Here is a 14,665-nt window from a genome sequence, read left to right as displayed (position 1 = left end):
CTATAATTTATTCATATTTACTATTATTGAGAGTGATATTAGTAAAAAATGGGCAGTTTTAGCTGAATTTCCAAATTCAAACATTGCCCACCATGAAGTTGTAACTCCTAAAGCCCATTTGTAATTAAAATTCCAGAAAATTCCAGAACCAATAGATATTACAGGCATTGTATCGAATGTTCTTAAATTTGAAATACTATCACTTTTGTCTCCATAATAATTTAAAGTAAGTCCTATGTTTGAAAATATGGGTATTTGAAAAAGTTCACCTATGTCAAATACGTAAGTTGTTAGGAATGTAATAGGTACTATGGTAAGTGTTTTGCCTATTACAGAATCAGGGTTTAATAAATTAAATGAGTGATTGATGTCAAAATTAAATATATATCTAAGTTCTGCTCCTATAGACAGGTTGTTTAATATGTGGTATTTATATTTGGCTGCTCCAAGGCCACCGGGATACAAGTTTGAAGAGAAAATGTTTGATAGATCATTGTAAAATAGGGGAATTCCTAGACTTAAATCTACTTCTATAATGGAGTTCCCATTTCTGTCGATTGAATATGCTTCTAGCTTTTTTGTATTTATGTGTAACAATAATACTAAAATAAACCCCGTTAAAAAAATTTTTTTCATTATTCTCCATATTTTAAAAATTCTTTCTTTTAAAAGTTATTATATTGAAAAATAGTTTTTATTACAATTAATTTTTATATGCATTTATTCATGTTTATACTTAAAGTACAAATATAGTATAATGGATAATGCTTCAAACTAGATTGGTGGAGGGGAGGGCTTATGTGAGCAGTGTTTTTGATGGTAAAATTTTTGCAAATCGATATTATTTGTTGTTAAAAGAGTTCTTGATCTATCATAATTTAGTAAGTAAAATTTCTCTTAAAGTAATTTTGGCAAATAATAGTCCTGCAAGTGAACTTTATGTTTCTGTTAAGGAGAGAGTATCTAAAGAAATTGGTATTAACTTTAATGTTATTAGGTTGAGTGAGAATTTGCATCAAGATGACATTTTGCGTTTAATTGAGATTGAAAATACAAATGATTATACTGATGGGATTATTGTTCAGTTGCCACTTGCTAATAAAATAGATGTGAATATGATTTTAAATAGCATATTAAGTATAAAGGATGTAGATGGACTTTCTTTTGTGAATTTGGGTAAATTAGTTTCGGGAGATAAGAGAGGGTTTATTCCTTGTACGGCTCTTGCTATATTGAAAATTTTATTTGATTATAAAATAGAAATTTCTGGCAAAACTGTTGTTGTTATTGGTAGAAGCTTGCTTGTTGGGAGAGCTATTTCTATTTTGCTCTCTTGTAAGCCTTATAATGCAACTGTTATTGTTTGTCATAGTAAAACTGTCAATTTAGATTTTTATGTAAAACAAGCAGATGTTATTATTTCTGCTGTTGGAAAACCTAAATTAATAGATGCTAGTATGATAGTTGGACATCCTTATGTTATTGATATTGGTATTTCTAGAGTAGATGTTAATAATAGTAGTGTTCTTGTAGGTGATGTTGATTTTGAGGCAGTAAAGGATCGTGTTAGGTTCATTACTCCTGTAATAGGGGGAGTTGGGCCTGTTACAGTTCTTATGTTGATGTTTAATACAATTAAAGCCTATTTAATTAGGCGTAAGAAGTTTGATCTTTTAGAAAAATTGATGAAATTGGTGGAGGTTTGAATGTCTGGTCACAGTAAATGGTCAACTATAAAGAGAAAGAAAGGTACTCTTGATGCTAAGAGAAATAAGATTTTTACTAAGTTAATTCGTGAAATAAGTATTGCCGCTAGAATGGGAGGAGGAGATATTGATTCTAATCCTCGCTTGAGACTTGCTGTTAATAAGGCTAGAGTTGCTAATATGCCTAAGGATAATATTGAAAAGGCAATAAAAAAGGGCATTGGTGATAATATGGGATCTGAATATTTTAAACTTACTTATGAAGCCTATGCTCTTTATGGTGTGGCTTTAATAATTAAATGTTTGACGGATAATAAGAATAGGACAGCAAGTGAAGTGAGAAGTGTTCTCTCAAAAAGTGGGGGTTCTCTTGGAGCTCCAGGTTCTGTTTCTTATATGTTTCATAAAAAGGGATTGATTTCTTACAATTTAGATAAATATCATGAGGATGAAATAATAGAGCTTGCATTGGAAGCAGGTGCAGAAGATATTTATAGTGAAGGTTCTCAAGTAGAAGTAATAACGAGTGCTGATAATTTTGAATCCGTTTCATCTATTTTGCGAACTAAGTTTGAAGAGGATATTGCAGAGGTTGCACTTGTTCCTGAGAGTAAAGTTGCTTTAGATAAAGAACAAATGGATAAAGTACTTGCTATTATTGAAAAATTGGAAGATTGTGATGATGTACAAGAAGTTTATCATAATTTAGAAATTGTTGATGATATTTGTTAGTATAGTGTTAAAGTTTTTTTATTTTGCTTTTATTTTTATAAATAAGATAAGCTTGAATTTTTATGAATTATAATTTAGTTCTATGATTAATAAAATTTATGGTAAGATTGTAGATAAAAAAGAATCTAGTATTATCATTTTAGCTTTTCCGTTTGAATTTGAGATTTTAGTTAGTTCTTTTTGTAAAATGGAATTGAGGTTGTTAGAAGATGTTGAAATATTAACCTATTTTCATTTTAGAGATGATGATGTTAAGCTTTTTGGATTTTTAAATATATCAGAACGGGAAGTTTTTGAAAATTTAATTGGTGTTGATGGAATAGGACCAAAAGCGGCTTTGAAAATATTATCTGGAATTAAATATGATGCATTTCGGCTTGCTATTGCAAAAGAAGATATTAATCTTATTTCTAAGGTTAAAGGTATTGGAAATAAAATAGCAGGGAAAATATTTTTAAAACTTAGAGGTAAACTTGTAAAGGGTGATGAATCAAGTTCGTATATGTTGAAATTTAAAGAGCTTGAACAATCAATTGTGAATATGGGTTTTGATAGAAAATTGGTTGTAGTTGCGTTTAGAGAAATTATGCTTAGTGATAAATTTTTAATTTTAAAAGAAGCCGAACAAGAACAATTTTTATTTACAGAGACTTTAAAAAGACTTTCAGTTTAGATTTTATTTTAGAGGTATATGATTAATTTTGAGTAAAAAGGGTGAAATTTAAGTGGATTTGGGCTTTTTAAATTCTGAAAAAAATTTTCTTTATGACAATAATGAAGATGATCTTAGACCAGAATTTCTTAAAGATTTTTCAGGGCAATCTCATATTAAAGATAATTTAGATATTTTCATCAAAGCATCTAGAGACAGGAATGAGGCGCTTGATCATGTGTTTTTAAGTGGTCCTCCGGGACTTGGAAAGACTACTTTGGCTAGTATTATTGCCCTTGAAATGAATACTACGATTAAAATAACTTCAGCACCAGCTTTTGAGAAACCAAAAGATATTGTTGGAATTTTAATGACCCTTAATGATAAGAGTGTTTTATTTATTGATGAAATACATAGACTTAAACCTGCAATAGAGGAAATGCTTTATATTGCAATGGAAGATTATAAGATAGATTGTATAGTTGGCCAAGGTGCTGTTGCAAGGACTGTAAGAATGTCAATTCCTAAGTTTACTTTAATTGGGGCTACTACAAAGCCAGGAAAAGTAGCGTCACCCTTGTATGCAAGATTTGGAATTGTATTTAGATTTGATCTTTATAATGAGGATGAGCTTTCAAAAATTATAAAAAGAAGTGCTTTTATTTTAAATGTTAAATTGAATGATAAAGCTGCCTTGCTTCTTGCAAAAAGTTCAAGAGGAACTCCTCGTATGGCAAATAAACTTTTAAGGAGAATGAGAGATTTTGCTCAGGTTGGTGGTTATGATTTAATTACAGAAGATGTTGTGACTGCTGGACTTGAGATGTTGAAAATTGATCATGAGGGACTTGATGAACAAGATAGGAATATTTTGAAAAATTTGATATTAAAATTTAGAGGTGGTCCTGTTGGAATTGAAACCTTAGCAATTGCTGTTGGAGAGACAGCAGATTCTCTTGAAGATTTTTATGAACCTTATCTTATTTTAAGGGGTTTCATTGAGAGAACTAATAGAGGACGCAGAGCTACTGATTTTGCGTATTTGCATTTAAATTTAAACAAGAATAATCAAACCATTTTTGATATTAGTAGGTAGTATGGAGACTAAGGAATTTTATTTTGATTTACCACATCACTTAATAGCACAGTATCCAAGTGAAAGAAGAGGTTTGGCAAAATTAATGGTTTTGGATTCTATTTGTCAAAAAATTTATCATACTGATTCAGTAAATGATATTTTAAAGTATATTGGCAGCAATACTTTTTTAGTATTTAATGATTCAAGAGTAAGGAAATCGAGGATATATGCTAAGACAGATTATGATGGTAATGTTGAGTTTTTAATTTTAAATAGATTGACAGGAGATACATTTACGTCTTTAATTTCTAAGGCTAAAAGACAAAAAGTTGGTAAAGTGTATAGATTTCCTCAGGATTTGTCAGCTCAGATAATTTCAAAATTAGATAATGAATTTACGATTAAATTTAATAGATATGTGGATGAATCTTATTTTGAACAGTATGGGTTTATTCCTTTGCCCCCTTATATTAAAAGAGATTATGATAAAGAGGATGAAGATCGTTATCAGACTATTTATTCAAAATATATTGGTTCATCAGCATCAGCTACAGCGGGTTTACATTTTAGTGAAGAATTATTTTCTAAATTTGCTCAGAATAATATTGAATATGATTTTATTACACTTCATGTTGGACTTGGGACTTTTCTTCCCGTTAGGACCAAAACAATAGAAAAACATAAAATGCATTTTGAAAGTTTTTCAATAAGAGATTCTGTAGCTTGTAGGCTTGAGAGGGCTAAGTCTTTAGGTAAAAAAATTTTAGCTGTTGGGACTACTACTCTTAGGGCATTGGAATCTGCTTATGATAAACAAAAGGGGAGGTTTACTAGAGGTGAACAGAAAACCAATCTTTTTATTTATCCAGGTAAAAATTATAAATTTAAATCTGTTGATATGCTTTTTACAAATTTTCATACACCAGAATCGACACTTTTAATGTTAGTCTCTTCTTTTGGTGGTAAAGATTTCGTATTTGATGCTTATAGAGAAGCTGTTACAATGAATTACAGATTTTTTTCTTATGGTGATGCTACTTTATTTTTAAGTCATATATAGATATTAATGATTAATTATTTTAGTATTTACTTAATAATAATTTAGATACATCTTGAAAGGAGAAGATATATGATTTCAATTTTGCAAAAGGAAAGATATAAGTATGTTCCAAGGTTGCCAAAAATTTTAACAAATGATTTTCAAAACATTAGTGTAGTTTTTGGTGACAAGACAGATGCTCTTGGAAATAAAGATGAGTTAAGAGAAGTTTTTGAAAATACTTATGGACTTCCGGTTGTTAATTTTATTCAAGGTTCTTCGAATGTAGATTTTACAAAAATTTTAAATGTAGGAATAATTCTTTCAGGTGGGCCTGCTCCTGGAGGACATAATGTTGTTGCTGGTATTTTTGATGCAATAAAAAAATCTAATTCAAATTCAAAAATTTTTGGTTTTAAAGGTGGTCCTGCAGGTTTGTTAGATGATAAAAAAATTGAAATTACACAAGATCTAATAGATGCTTATAAGAACACAGGTGGTTTTGATATTGTATCTTCTGGTCGCACTAAAATAGAAACCTATGTTCAATATGAGCAAGTTTTGTCAGTAGTTCTTAAAAATAATCTTAATGCTCTTATTATTATTGGTGGCGATGATTCAAATACTAATGCCGCTTTATTAGCAGAGTTTTTTAAGAAAAAACATCATGATATTCAAGTTATTGGTGTCCCTAAAACAATTGATGCTGATTTGAGGAATGAGCATATTCAAATTTCATTTGGATTTGATTCTGCTACTAAAACTTATTCTGAAATGGTAGGTAATTTATGTCGTGATGCTATGTCTGCTGGAAAATATTGGCATTTTATAAAGATAATGGGAAGAAGTGCGTCTCATGTTGCTCTTGAGTGTGCTTTAAAGACGCATCCTAATATTTGTATTATATCTGAAGAAGTTTTGGCAAAAAATAAAACTTTATCAGAAATTGTTGAAGATATAGCGTCTGTTGTTATAAAGCGTTCATTGAAAGGGTATAATTTTGGTGTTATTATAATTCCTGAAGGAGTTATTGAATTTATTCCTGAAGTTAAATCTTTGATGATTGAATTGTGTAGTATCTTTGATAGTAATGAAGAGGAATTTAAGGGATTAGATGTTAAGGATATAAGAAAAGTTTTTATCTCTAAGCTTAGTGAGTATATGAAAAAAGTTTATGTGTCTTTGCCATTATTTATTCAAATTGAACTTGTAAATTCTGTTTTAGAGATAGATCCTCATGGTAATTTTCATGTGTCTCGAGTGCCTACTGAGAAGTTATTTATGGAAATGGTTAGTGTTAGATTAGAAGAGTTAAGAAATCTTGGTGAATATAGTGGTAAATTTTCTCCAATTGATCATTTTTTTGGTTATGAGGGTAGAAGTGTTACTCCTTCAAATTTTGATAGTGATTATTGTTATAGTTTGGGTTATAATGCTGCATTGCTTGTTTTAAATGGTTTTACAGGCTATATGTCTACTATTAAAAATTTAAATAAAAATTCTACTGAATGGATTGCAGGTGGGGTGCCTATAACAATGATGATGAATATGGAGGAGAGATATGGTGTTTTAAAACCTGTTATTAAAAAAGCTCTTGTTGATTTAAATGGAGCACCTTTTAATGAATTTGTGAAGCATCGTGAACAATGGGCAATCAATAATTTATATGTTTTTCCAGGGCCTATTCAATATTTTGGTGCATCTGAACTTGTTGATGAGATAACTTTAACATTGAAGTTAGAATTGGAAACATGAATTATTAATGATGATTATATTTTTGCTTTTTATTTGCAATATTTTTATCCTTTATTCAAATTCTTTAGGTTATACTAAATTAGATTTTGAATATTTAAATTTAAGTCAAAAATTTTCGCTGGAGAATGAAATTTATTTCAGCGAAAATAATACTAATTTTGGTAATGAAATTTTTGATAAGTTTCAATTTAACGATGATTTTTTTTATAAAGATATTCAGGAAAATAAGGATTTAAATATAGAAAAAACTATTAATTCTAATTGGGGTAAAAAAGTTTTTAGGTTTTCAGCAATAAGTATTGGTGCTTTTCCTATAGCTTTGTTTTTAGGTTTGTATTGTTTTGATTTATCTTATTATTTTAATAGCACTGGTGCAAAAAGTTTCCCATATCCTTTTGCGATTAATTTTAAACTTTCTAAAGATGAAAATTTTAAAAAATTTGTAGTTTCTACGTCAGTTGGACTTGCAATATCATTAATTATTGCTTTGATTGATAGCTTGATTTATTCTTAGATGGAAAAACTTAAAAAAGAGTTTATTGTAAAGCATAATTCTCAAAGATTAGATATTTATTTATCAGAACATTTGTGTCTTTTTAATAGAAGTCAGATTAAAAAGAGGGAATTAAAAGCATTTAAATTTAATGATGGTTATTTTAGTGCAATTAAATTATCTAAGCCCGTTTTTATAAATGATAGAATATTAATAGAATTTAATGAAAGTATTGATTTAGGAGAATATTTGGTACCCTTAAATTTGCCCATTAATATTCTTTATGAGGACATAAATGTCATTGTTATAGAAAAACCTCAAGGGATTTTAAGTCATCTTGGTATATCAAATTTAGAGAATACTGTTGTGAATTTTTTATTACATCATATATCGAATTTAAGATATAAGTTTCAGGAAAATAAAATTAGACCTGGAATTGTGCATAGGTTGGATAAAGAGACTTCTGGTGTAATGATTTGTGCTAAAAATCTGGAAACTTTAAATTTCTTATTTGAGCAGTTTAAGAATAGATCTGTTAAAAAGGTTTATATTGCGATTGTTAAAGGTAATTTTAAAGTTGATAGTGGAATTATTGATACTTTTATAGATAGAGATAGATATGATAGAAAAAAGTTTACTGTGCATAAAAATAGTGGAAAGAGAGCGTTAACCGAATATAAAGTATTAATTAGTATGAAAAATTATTCATTAGTAGTTCTTCAACCTAAAACAGGGCGTACTCATCAATTAAGAGTTCATATGAAATATTTAAATCATCCAATATTAGGCGATGATATTTATTCTAGGCTAGATCAAGAATTTAAAGAAATATCTTTGATGCTTCATTCTTTTAAGCTTGAAATTAGTATTAAAGAAGGTTTTTTAAAGAAGTTTATTTCAGTATTGCCCAAAAGATTCATTGATTTTTTATCGAATTTTTATGATGATGCAACATTGGATTTACTTGTTAAAGATTTGAATGTTGTTTTAGATAAGTTTTAACTTGCAATGTCATTTTTATTTGTATTTGTTTCGATAATTTTTTTCCCACCAGTTATTTCATTTGTGTTAATGACTATAATAAAACAGTTGGGGTCAATTTTTTGAGAAATATATTTGATTCTAGACATACGCATTGTTGGAACTACTATAAAAACTATGGTTTTGTCATTGCCAGCCCAAGCGCCTTTACCTTCAAGTAGTGTAGCTGCTACTTTTAATTTATTGGTAAGCAAGTAGGATATCTCTTTTCCTTTATCTGAGATGATGAGAATTGCTTTTTGGTTGCCAAATCCTGTACTTGTTTTGTCTGTCATTATAGCTGTTACAAATGAAGCTATGAGGGTATAAAGAGCAATTTCGATATTAAAAAATGTTGCTGCAATTAACAATACTGCAAGATTAAATAGAAAGTTTGTAGTTCCAATACTAATTGAATATTTTTCTTTAATTATCATAGAAATTATATCCGTACCGCCCGATGAACCTTTTGCTTTAAATATTAAGCCAAGTCCAAGACCTGATATTAAACCTGCTAAAATTGACACAAGTATCATGTCATTTAGTTGAATTTTATATTGTAAAAATTGTGAATAATTGACTATTAAAGAATATAAAGCCATTGCAATCCAGCTTTGAATTACAAAAGTTATATTTAAAAATTTTATTCCAATAAGAAATAATGGAATATTTAACATAAAGATTGTAAGCCCTAGATTGAAATCTAAAAGATAGTGTAACATCAATGAAATTCCCGCAATTCCACCACTTAAGAGTCCATGTGGTATGTATAAAATGTTTGTGGATATTGCCATTAAGAGTGAGCCCATTATTATTTGTAAAGTGCTAATTAATATTAGCTTAGGATCTTTAAAGACATTTTTAAGCTGCTTTCTTAATATTTTTAATATAATAAATTTAAATTTTTGCTTTATTCTAGTCCATTTGTTCTTTTTTTTCTTCATTTTTTATTACTTTACTCTTTAGTATAAAATTATTGATTCATCTGAATTTTATACTAATTTTACTAAAAAACAATTCACTTTTATTGCAATTGTTTCTTTTTTTTTGATATTATTGTTTTATAAAAGATATGATTGTTAGTTATTTAAAGCTTATATGTTTAATAGTTTTTCTCTTTTTTTATATTTGGTTTTTTATTATTTTAAAAATGAAGAGAACAAATATAGCCTTATTAGAAAAAATTAAAAATGGTGCAAAAATATTAGATATTAGATCTCCTAAGGAATATACTAAGTCTCATTATACAAGAGCTATTAATATTCCTTTTAAAAATTTATTTGCAAAAAAAGATAAATTGGGTAGTTTGGATACTCAAATAATAATTTATGGTAAAAGTTTTAGCAAGTCTTTTGAAGCTGAGAAGCTTTTAAAAGGGTTAGGGTTTAAAAATGTATTTGTAGCAGGAACATTAAAAAATATGCCTAAATTGCCCGGCTCTAAAGAAGAGATTAATGGTTAAGATTATCGGAATATCTGGTGGATCTGGAAGTGGTAAAACTACAATTGTTAATAAAATTAGTGAAGTTATTTCTGAATTCGTTCTTATATCTCAGGACAATTATTATAAAAGTGTTGGGGATTATGAGTATGAGTTTTTAGATGTTAATTTTGATCATCCCGATGCTTTTGATAATAATTTATTTTATAAGCAATTGAAAAAATTAAAAGAAAATCAATCGATTAATATGCCACTTTATGATTTTATTAACCATAAAAGAAGAGATGAAACTATTAAGATAGTGCCTACTCCTATTATTATTGTTGAAGGTATTATGATTTTTGTTGAGGAACGTGTACGTAATTTAATAGATTTGAAGATATATATCGATACTCCTAATGATATTAGATTTATTAGAAGGCTTGAACGAGATATGTCTAAGAGAGGGCGTACATTAGAGTCTGTTATTGAGCAATATTTACGTACAACCAGAGCAGGATATTACAGGTTTATTGAACCTACTAAGGAATATGCTGATTTAATTATTCCTGAAGGAGGACACAATGATAAAGCTCTTTATGTTCTTTCATCTTTTTTAAAGACACTTGTAAAGGATAGTTCAAAATTTTTTTAAAGTAGTGAAAGAGGATAATAATCTATTTCAATATATATGTCTTTTGTATTTTTTATTCTTTCTTTTGTATTGCGTATTAACTTTTCAAGTGGGTTAAATGTTTTTGATAAATATAAAATGTTATATCTGTAGTATTTGGATATTTTTGACATGGGGGCCTTTGATGGGCCAATATATTCTATATCGTCATTTAAGAATTCTTTAGATATGTCGAAAAATTCTGAACATTTATGTTTGGCAGCTTCTTGTTTTTGACTTCTAACTACTATTCTGATTATTTTTTTAAAGGGAGGATAATTTAATTCTTTTCGAATTTTTATTTCTTCTTGATAAAATTCTTCGTATTTACCTTCATATGCATATTTTATGGCATAATAATTTGGATTTTTTGTTTGAATAATAATTGTATTATCACTTTTAAATCTTGCGGCTCTTCCTAAGACTTGTGAAATTATTGCAAAGATTTTTTCACTACTTCTAAAATCAGGAAAATCTATTCCAATATCTGCATTAATAATCCCTAATGTTTTAATTTGTTTAAAATTAAAACCTTTGGCAATAATTTGCGTTCCAATTAAGATATCTAACTGTTCATTTTCAAATGCATTTATTGATTGAGAAATTTCTTTTTGATTAATATTAGAGTCTATTCTTGCTATTCGTGCATTTGGCAAAAATTTTTTTAGTTCTTTTTCTACAAATTGAATACCATATGTTTTATACATAATGTCTTTTGAGTTACATTTGGGACAAGTGCTTATTATATTTGTTTTATGATTACAGTAATGACAAATGAGTTTATTTTCATTTTGATGATAAGTTAGATTAACAGAACAGTTAGGACAACAAATTATGTGTTCACAAATTTTACATTCAAGTGTGTTTGAGTATCCTCTTTTATTAATAAAGATTAATGCTTGCCTTTTTTCAAGTATACTTTTTTGTATACTGTAAAGTAATTCTGAAGATATTATTTGAGGTTCTTTTTTCATATCAATTATTTTAAGTTCTTTTAATGTTTTTGTTAAAAATTTATTTTTTAAGATCATCTTTTTAATTTGATTATTCTCCATTGCAAGATATGCCTCAAGTGATGGAGTTGCACTTCCCATTATAAATTTGGCATTGAAAGTGTTTTGTAAAAAAAATCCTATATGTCTTGAATGAAATCGTGGGGTGTTTTCAGATTTATATGTGTGTTCATGTTCTTCATCCATGATTATTAATCCTAAATTTGTAAATGGTAGCATTAATGCGCTCTTAATTCCAAGTATGATTAAACTTTCTCCATTTTTGACTTTGTTCCATATAGCAATTTTATTTGAATTGGATACTTTAGAGTTATATTCATAAATATTGTTTGTGCTTAAGCTTGATTTGAGTCTTTGAATTATTTGATAACCTAATGAAATTTCAGGAATGAGAAAAATTATTTGTTTTTTTTGTTCTAAATAGTTTTCGCATAATTTAATAAATATTTCTGTTTTTCCAGAACCCGGAACACCAAATAAATAAAATGTATTTTGGATACTTGATTGAATAATGTCTTTATAAATTTTATTTTGTTCTTCATTTAATTGAATAGATACTTTGGATTTTGGACTTTCACTTTTATTATTTTTTATTTTCTTATTTGAAGTTGAAATTTTAGGTAATCCACAAAATAAAGTTTCTCCAAATCCAGAAAATGTTTTTTTACTAATCCAACGTGCAAGATTAATATTATGTTCTGTGATTATTGGATGATCGTCAATGACCTTTAATATATATTTTATTGAAAATGTAAAATCTTCTTTTAGTTCTTCTTTGTAATATCTTTTAATTATTATTCCAATTGTTTCTTTTCCATGAAAATTTGTTATTACTCTTGTGCCTGTTTTTAATGTTAGTTTGTACTTATAAAGAAAAAGTCTATTGATAGGTATATTGAATGCAATGTCATAGTAGAAATTTTGTTTCAGGTTATCATCCATATTTTACTATGCCTTTTATCATTTTTAGATCTTGCCAGATTTCTTTTTTGAGTTCTGGATTGCTTATTTGACTTGTAGGAAGATGCGTAAATACTATTGGAATTTTTTTAAATTTTAATTCAAATCCTCTAACAATTTGAATTCTTAAGTTTTGATTTAAAAATAATTCTACTTCTTCGCAAGCAAGAATTGCTTTGGGTTGTTGATTATCAATCTCTGCAATTAGCGTATTAGAATTATTTATTATTTTATAATTTAATATACTTATGCTTTCACACCATTTTTTGATTATTGCATTTGTATTTTTATTTAAATGTTTTTTATCTATATATATTATTAATAAATTTTTTGTATTGGTTTGTTTTGTATTATGTTCTACTGATTTTATTGGTTGATTTTCTTTGATATGTGTTTGTTCTAATGTATCTACATTTTTAACTTTTATTATTGTATTTTTAATTTTTTCAATTTCTTCTTTATAGTTGTAATAAATGTTTCCCGATATATTATTTTTCAGTATTCTAAATAATATTATTTTTTTTATTAGTTTATTTTTATTCATAAAAAACCCTATCTAAAAATAAAGCTTTTGCAGGTGCCGTTGTTCGTGCATATTTTCTGTTTTTCGACTTTAATATTTTTATGAAGGTATCAACAGATTCATTTTTGATTTCTATGTCGATCATTGTTCCTACTATTGATCTTACCATTTTCCATAAAAATGAAGAGCCTATTATTTCAAAGACGATAAATTTGTTTTTTTTCTTAAATTTAGCTAAGTAAATTTCTTTTAATTTTGAATTTGTTTGATCTCTAATACATGAAAAGGTTGTAAAATCATGCAAACCAATTAACATTTCAGCCATTGTATTTAATCTATTAATATTTAGTTTTTTTCTTACATAGTAGGCTTGATATTCTTCCCAAGGATAATGATTTTCATTGTTAAGTATGTAATAGGTATATTTTCTTTTCTTGGCATGAAATCTGGGTTGAAATTCATTTGATACATACTTTAATTTAATTATTCTAATATCATTTTTTAGGAGAGAATTTATTGCTGTCTTTAAATTTTTAAGATTAATATTTATTTTTATATAAAAAGATATTATTTGTCTTTTTGCGTGAACTCCTTTATCTGTTCTACCTGCTGATTGAATTTTGACTTTTGTTTTATTGATTTTTTCTAATGCTTTTTCTATTTCTCCTTGGATTGTTGGTTTTGTAGGTTGAATTTGAAAACCATGATATAGTGAGCCATCATATGCTATTTCTGCAAGTATTTTTTTCATTTATTTAAAAGTTTTTATTTCACGTGATATCTTAAAATAAACTTCTTTTATTTTATCTAAGAGGATAGAAGGTTTTTCTTTTGATGATTTTCCCATTCCGGCTATTTTAGACAGAAGGGTTTTTATTTCAATTAACTGGTTATACCTGTATTGTTTATTTTCTATATTTCCATAAAAATATTCTAATAATCCTGATAAATATAAGACACTGTCATATCCATAATTTTTGTCTGTATCAGGACCAAAAATGATTGCAAAATTAATGGGTTCTGAGTTATTTTGTTCTTTTTCTATTGTCAGTTTATAAAGATATGCTGCTTTATGATAAAATATTTTTTGTAAATAATTATAGTTTTTGTTTGGATATTTCTTTTCTAGATCTTCTAATGTCCAGGCTGCTCTTATTGCACATTTTGCTTGATTTAGGGTTGGATTGTGGTTTTTGTCTAAATGTTCATAACACATTATTGCAAGGATATAACTTGCAGCTCCCTCTTGAAGTCTTCTTGGTTGGTTGAAGTTTAAGTCATCTTCAAAAATTTCTTTTATTTGTTTGCGTTCATTAGTATGGTTTATTAGGAGTTGTTTTGTTTTATTATTAATAAGTGTTATTGTGTGAAATTCATTTGGGAAAGCTGAGAGATAACAGTTAGGACATACTATTATTGAATATATTCTGGGATAGATGTCACCGTACTTTTCATTTGTGATATATTCTCTTTTTAAATCAACTTTGAGTTTGCCAGATATTAATCTGCTACTTCCTGTTAATAATTCCTCTTTTCTAAATTTTTGTTTACATAAAGGACATTCAATTTCTTCTTTTGTAAAGTATGATATCTTTTTCATA

At 27.4% G+C, this 14,665-nt stretch carries 16 protein-coding genes; 10 read left to right on the top strand and 6 right to left on the bottom strand.

Annotated elements, in window-relative coordinates; all coding sequences use genetic code 11:
- Positions 1–636: a BB0027 family outer member beta-barrel protein gene (locus BRE_RS00190; RefSeq protein WP_012538607.1), complete on the bottom strand. Its 636-nt coding sequence runs from the start codon at positions 634–636 to the stop codon at positions 1–3.
- Between the two features lie 164 nt (positions 637–800).
- On the opposite strand from BRE_RS00190, the gene BRE_RS00185 reads away from it, so the two are divergent.
- From BRE_RS00185 to BRE_RS00150, 8 genes are all read left to right on the top strand, one after another.
- Positions 801–1,706, top strand: coding sequence for a bifunctional 5,10-methylenetetrahydrofolate dehydrogenase/5,10-methenyltetrahydrofolate cyclohydrolase (locus tag BRE_RS00185; RefSeq protein WP_041178068.1), 906 nt, complete (start codon positions 801–803; stop codon positions 1,704–1,706).
- On the top strand, positions 1,707–2,438 hold the full coding sequence (locus BRE_RS00180) for a YebC/PmpR family DNA-binding transcriptional regulator (RefSeq protein ID WP_012538605.1): 732 nt from the start codon (positions 1,707–1,709) through the stop codon (positions 2,436–2,438).
- Between the two features lie 82 nt (positions 2,439–2,520).
- Positions 2,521–3,111, top strand: a complete 591-nt coding sequence (gene ruvA / locus BRE_RS00175) for a Holliday junction branch migration protein RuvA (RefSeq protein ID WP_012538604.1) — start codon at positions 2,521–2,523, stop codon at positions 3,109–3,111.
- Positions 3,112–3,163: 52 nt separating this feature from the next.
- Complete coding sequence (gene ruvB, locus BRE_RS00170; RefSeq protein WP_012538603.1) at positions 3,164–4,186, top strand: Holliday junction branch migration DNA helicase RuvB; 1,023 nt, start codon at positions 3,164–3,166, stop codon at positions 4,184–4,186.
- 1 nt (position 4,187) lies between these two features.
- On the top strand, positions 4,188–5,228 hold the full coding sequence (gene queA, locus BRE_RS00165; RefSeq protein WP_041178067.1) for a tRNA preQ1(34) S-adenosylmethionine ribosyltransferase-isomerase QueA: 1,041 nt from the start codon (positions 4,188–4,190) through the stop codon (positions 5,226–5,228).
- Positions 5,229–5,297: 69 nt separating this feature from the next.
- Positions 5,298–6,962, top strand: coding sequence for a diphosphate--fructose-6-phosphate 1-phosphotransferase (locus BRE_RS00160; RefSeq protein WP_012538601.1), 1,665 nt, complete (start codon positions 5,298–5,300; stop codon positions 6,960–6,962).
- A 7-nt stretch (positions 6,963–6,969) separates the two neighbouring features.
- Positions 6,970–7,476, top strand: a complete 507-nt coding sequence (locus BRE_RS00155; protein WP_012538600.1) for a hypothetical protein — start codon at positions 6,970–6,972, stop codon at positions 7,474–7,476.
- On the top strand, positions 7,477–8,457 hold the full coding sequence (locus BRE_RS00150; protein ID WP_012538599.1) for an RluA family pseudouridine synthase: 981 nt from the start codon (positions 7,477–7,479) through the stop codon (positions 8,455–8,457).
- On the opposite strand, the gene BRE_RS00145 is transcribed toward BRE_RS00150, so the two are convergent.
- Positions 8,454–9,419 carry a YitT family protein gene (locus BRE_RS00145; RefSeq protein ID WP_012538598.1) on the bottom strand — a complete coding sequence of 322 codons (966 nt, stop codon included), beginning with the start codon at positions 9,417–9,419 and terminating at the stop codon, positions 8,454–8,456. The genes BRE_RS00150 and BRE_RS00145 overlap by 4 nt on opposite strands.
- Before the next feature lie 128 nt (positions 9,420–9,547).
- Here BRE_RS00145 and BRE_RS00140 point away from each other — a divergent pair, with 128 nt between their 5' ends.
- Both BRE_RS00140 and udk read left to right on the top strand, forming a co-directional pair.
- Positions 9,548–9,937 carry a rhodanese-like domain-containing protein gene (locus BRE_RS00140; RefSeq protein WP_012537792.1) on the top strand — a complete coding sequence of 130 codons (390 nt, stop codon included), beginning with the start codon at positions 9,548–9,550 and terminating at the stop codon, positions 9,935–9,937.
- Positions 9,930–10,550 (top strand): uridine kinase, encoded by a 621-nt coding sequence (gene udk / locus BRE_RS00135; RefSeq protein WP_012537791.1) that lies wholly within the window; start codon positions 9,930–9,932, stop codon positions 10,548–10,550. The genes BRE_RS00140 and udk overlap by 8 nt, the downstream gene beginning before the upstream one ends.
- Here the strand turns inward: udk and priA are convergent.
- From priA to BRE_RS00115, 4 genes are read right to left on the bottom strand one after another with little or no spacing between them, the layout of a single operon-like run.
- Positions 10,547–12,523, bottom strand: a complete 1,977-nt coding sequence (priA, locus tag BRE_RS00130) for a replication restart helicase PriA (protein WP_012538597.1) — start codon at positions 12,521–12,523, stop codon at positions 10,547–10,549. The two genes, udk and priA, sit on opposite strands and share 4 nt — an antisense overlap.
- Entirely contained in the window at positions 12,516–13,085 is a 570-nt protein-coding gene (locus BRE_RS00125; protein WP_012537789.1) for a uracil-DNA glycosylase family protein, read from the bottom strand. Before BRE_RS00125 ends, priA begins: the two co-directional genes overlap by 8 nt.
- Entirely contained in the window at positions 13,078–13,815 is a 738-nt protein-coding gene (gene truA, locus BRE_RS00120) for a tRNA pseudouridine(38-40) synthase TruA (protein WP_012537788.1), read from the bottom strand. The genes BRE_RS00125 and truA overlap by 8 nt, the downstream gene beginning before the upstream one ends.
- Positions 13,816–14,664: a DUF2225 domain-containing protein gene (locus BRE_RS00115; protein ID WP_012538596.1), complete on the bottom strand. Its 849-nt coding sequence runs from the start codon at positions 14,662–14,664 to the stop codon at positions 13,816–13,818.
- Position 14,665 lies beyond the last annotated feature (1 nt).

The organism is Borrelia recurrentis A1, from assembly GCF_000019705.1.
Lineage (GTDB): Bacteria > Spirochaetota > Spirochaetia > Borreliales > Borreliaceae > Borrelia > Borrelia duttonii.
Note: the sequence above shows the minus strand (reverse complement) of the source record. Positions and strands in the feature narration are given on the sequence as shown.

Bases quoted from the DNA above. Each gene is read 5' to 3' on its own strand.
- BRE_RS00190 (WP_012538607.1), bottom strand. From the start codon at position 636: ATGAAAAAAATTTTTTTAACGGGGTTTATTTTAGTATTATTGTTACAC.
- BRE_RS00180 (WP_012538605.1), top strand. From the start codon at position 1,707: ATGTCTGGTCACAGTAAATGGTCAACTATAAAGAGAAAGAAAGGTACT.
- ruvA (WP_012538604.1), top strand. From the start codon at position 2,521: ATGATTAATAAAATTTATGGTAAGATTGTAGATAAAAAAGAATCTAGT.
- queA (WP_041178067.1), top strand. From the start codon at position 4,188: ATGGAGACTAAGGAATTTTATTTTGATTTACCACATCACTTAATAGCA.
- BRE_RS00160 (WP_012538601.1), top strand. From the start codon at position 5,298: ATGATTTCAATTTTGCAAAAGGAAAGATATAAGTATGTTCCAAGGTTG.
- BRE_RS00155 (WP_012538600.1), top strand. From the start codon at position 6,970: ATGATGATTATATTTTTGCTTTTTATTTGCAATATTTTTATCCTTTAT.
- BRE_RS00150 (WP_012538599.1), top strand. From the start codon at position 7,477: ATGGAAAAACTTAAAAAAGAGTTTATTGTAAAGCATAATTCTCAAAGA.
- BRE_RS00145 (WP_012538598.1), bottom strand. From the start codon at position 9,419: ATGAAGAAAAAAAAGAACAAATGGACTAGAATAAAGCAAAAATTTAAA.
- BRE_RS00140 (WP_012537792.1), top strand. From the start codon at position 9,548: ATGATTGTTAGTTATTTAAAGCTTATATGTTTAATAGTTTTTCTCTTT.
- udk (WP_012537791.1), top strand. From the start codon at position 9,930: ATGGTTAAGATTATCGGAATATCTGGTGGATCTGGAAGTGGTAAAACT.
- priA (WP_012538597.1), bottom strand. From the start codon at position 12,523: ATGGATGATAACCTGAAACAAAATTTCTACTATGACATTGCATTCAAT.
- BRE_RS00125 (WP_012537789.1), bottom strand. From the start codon at position 13,085: ATGAATAAAAATAAACTAATAAAAAAAATAATATTATTTAGAATACTG.
- truA (WP_012537788.1), bottom strand. From the start codon at position 13,815: ATGAAAAAAATACTTGCAGAAATAGCATATGATGGCTCACTATATCAT.
- BRE_RS00115 (WP_012538596.1), bottom strand. From the start codon at position 14,664: ATGAAAAAGATATCATACTTTACAAAAGAAGAAATTGAATGTCCTTTA.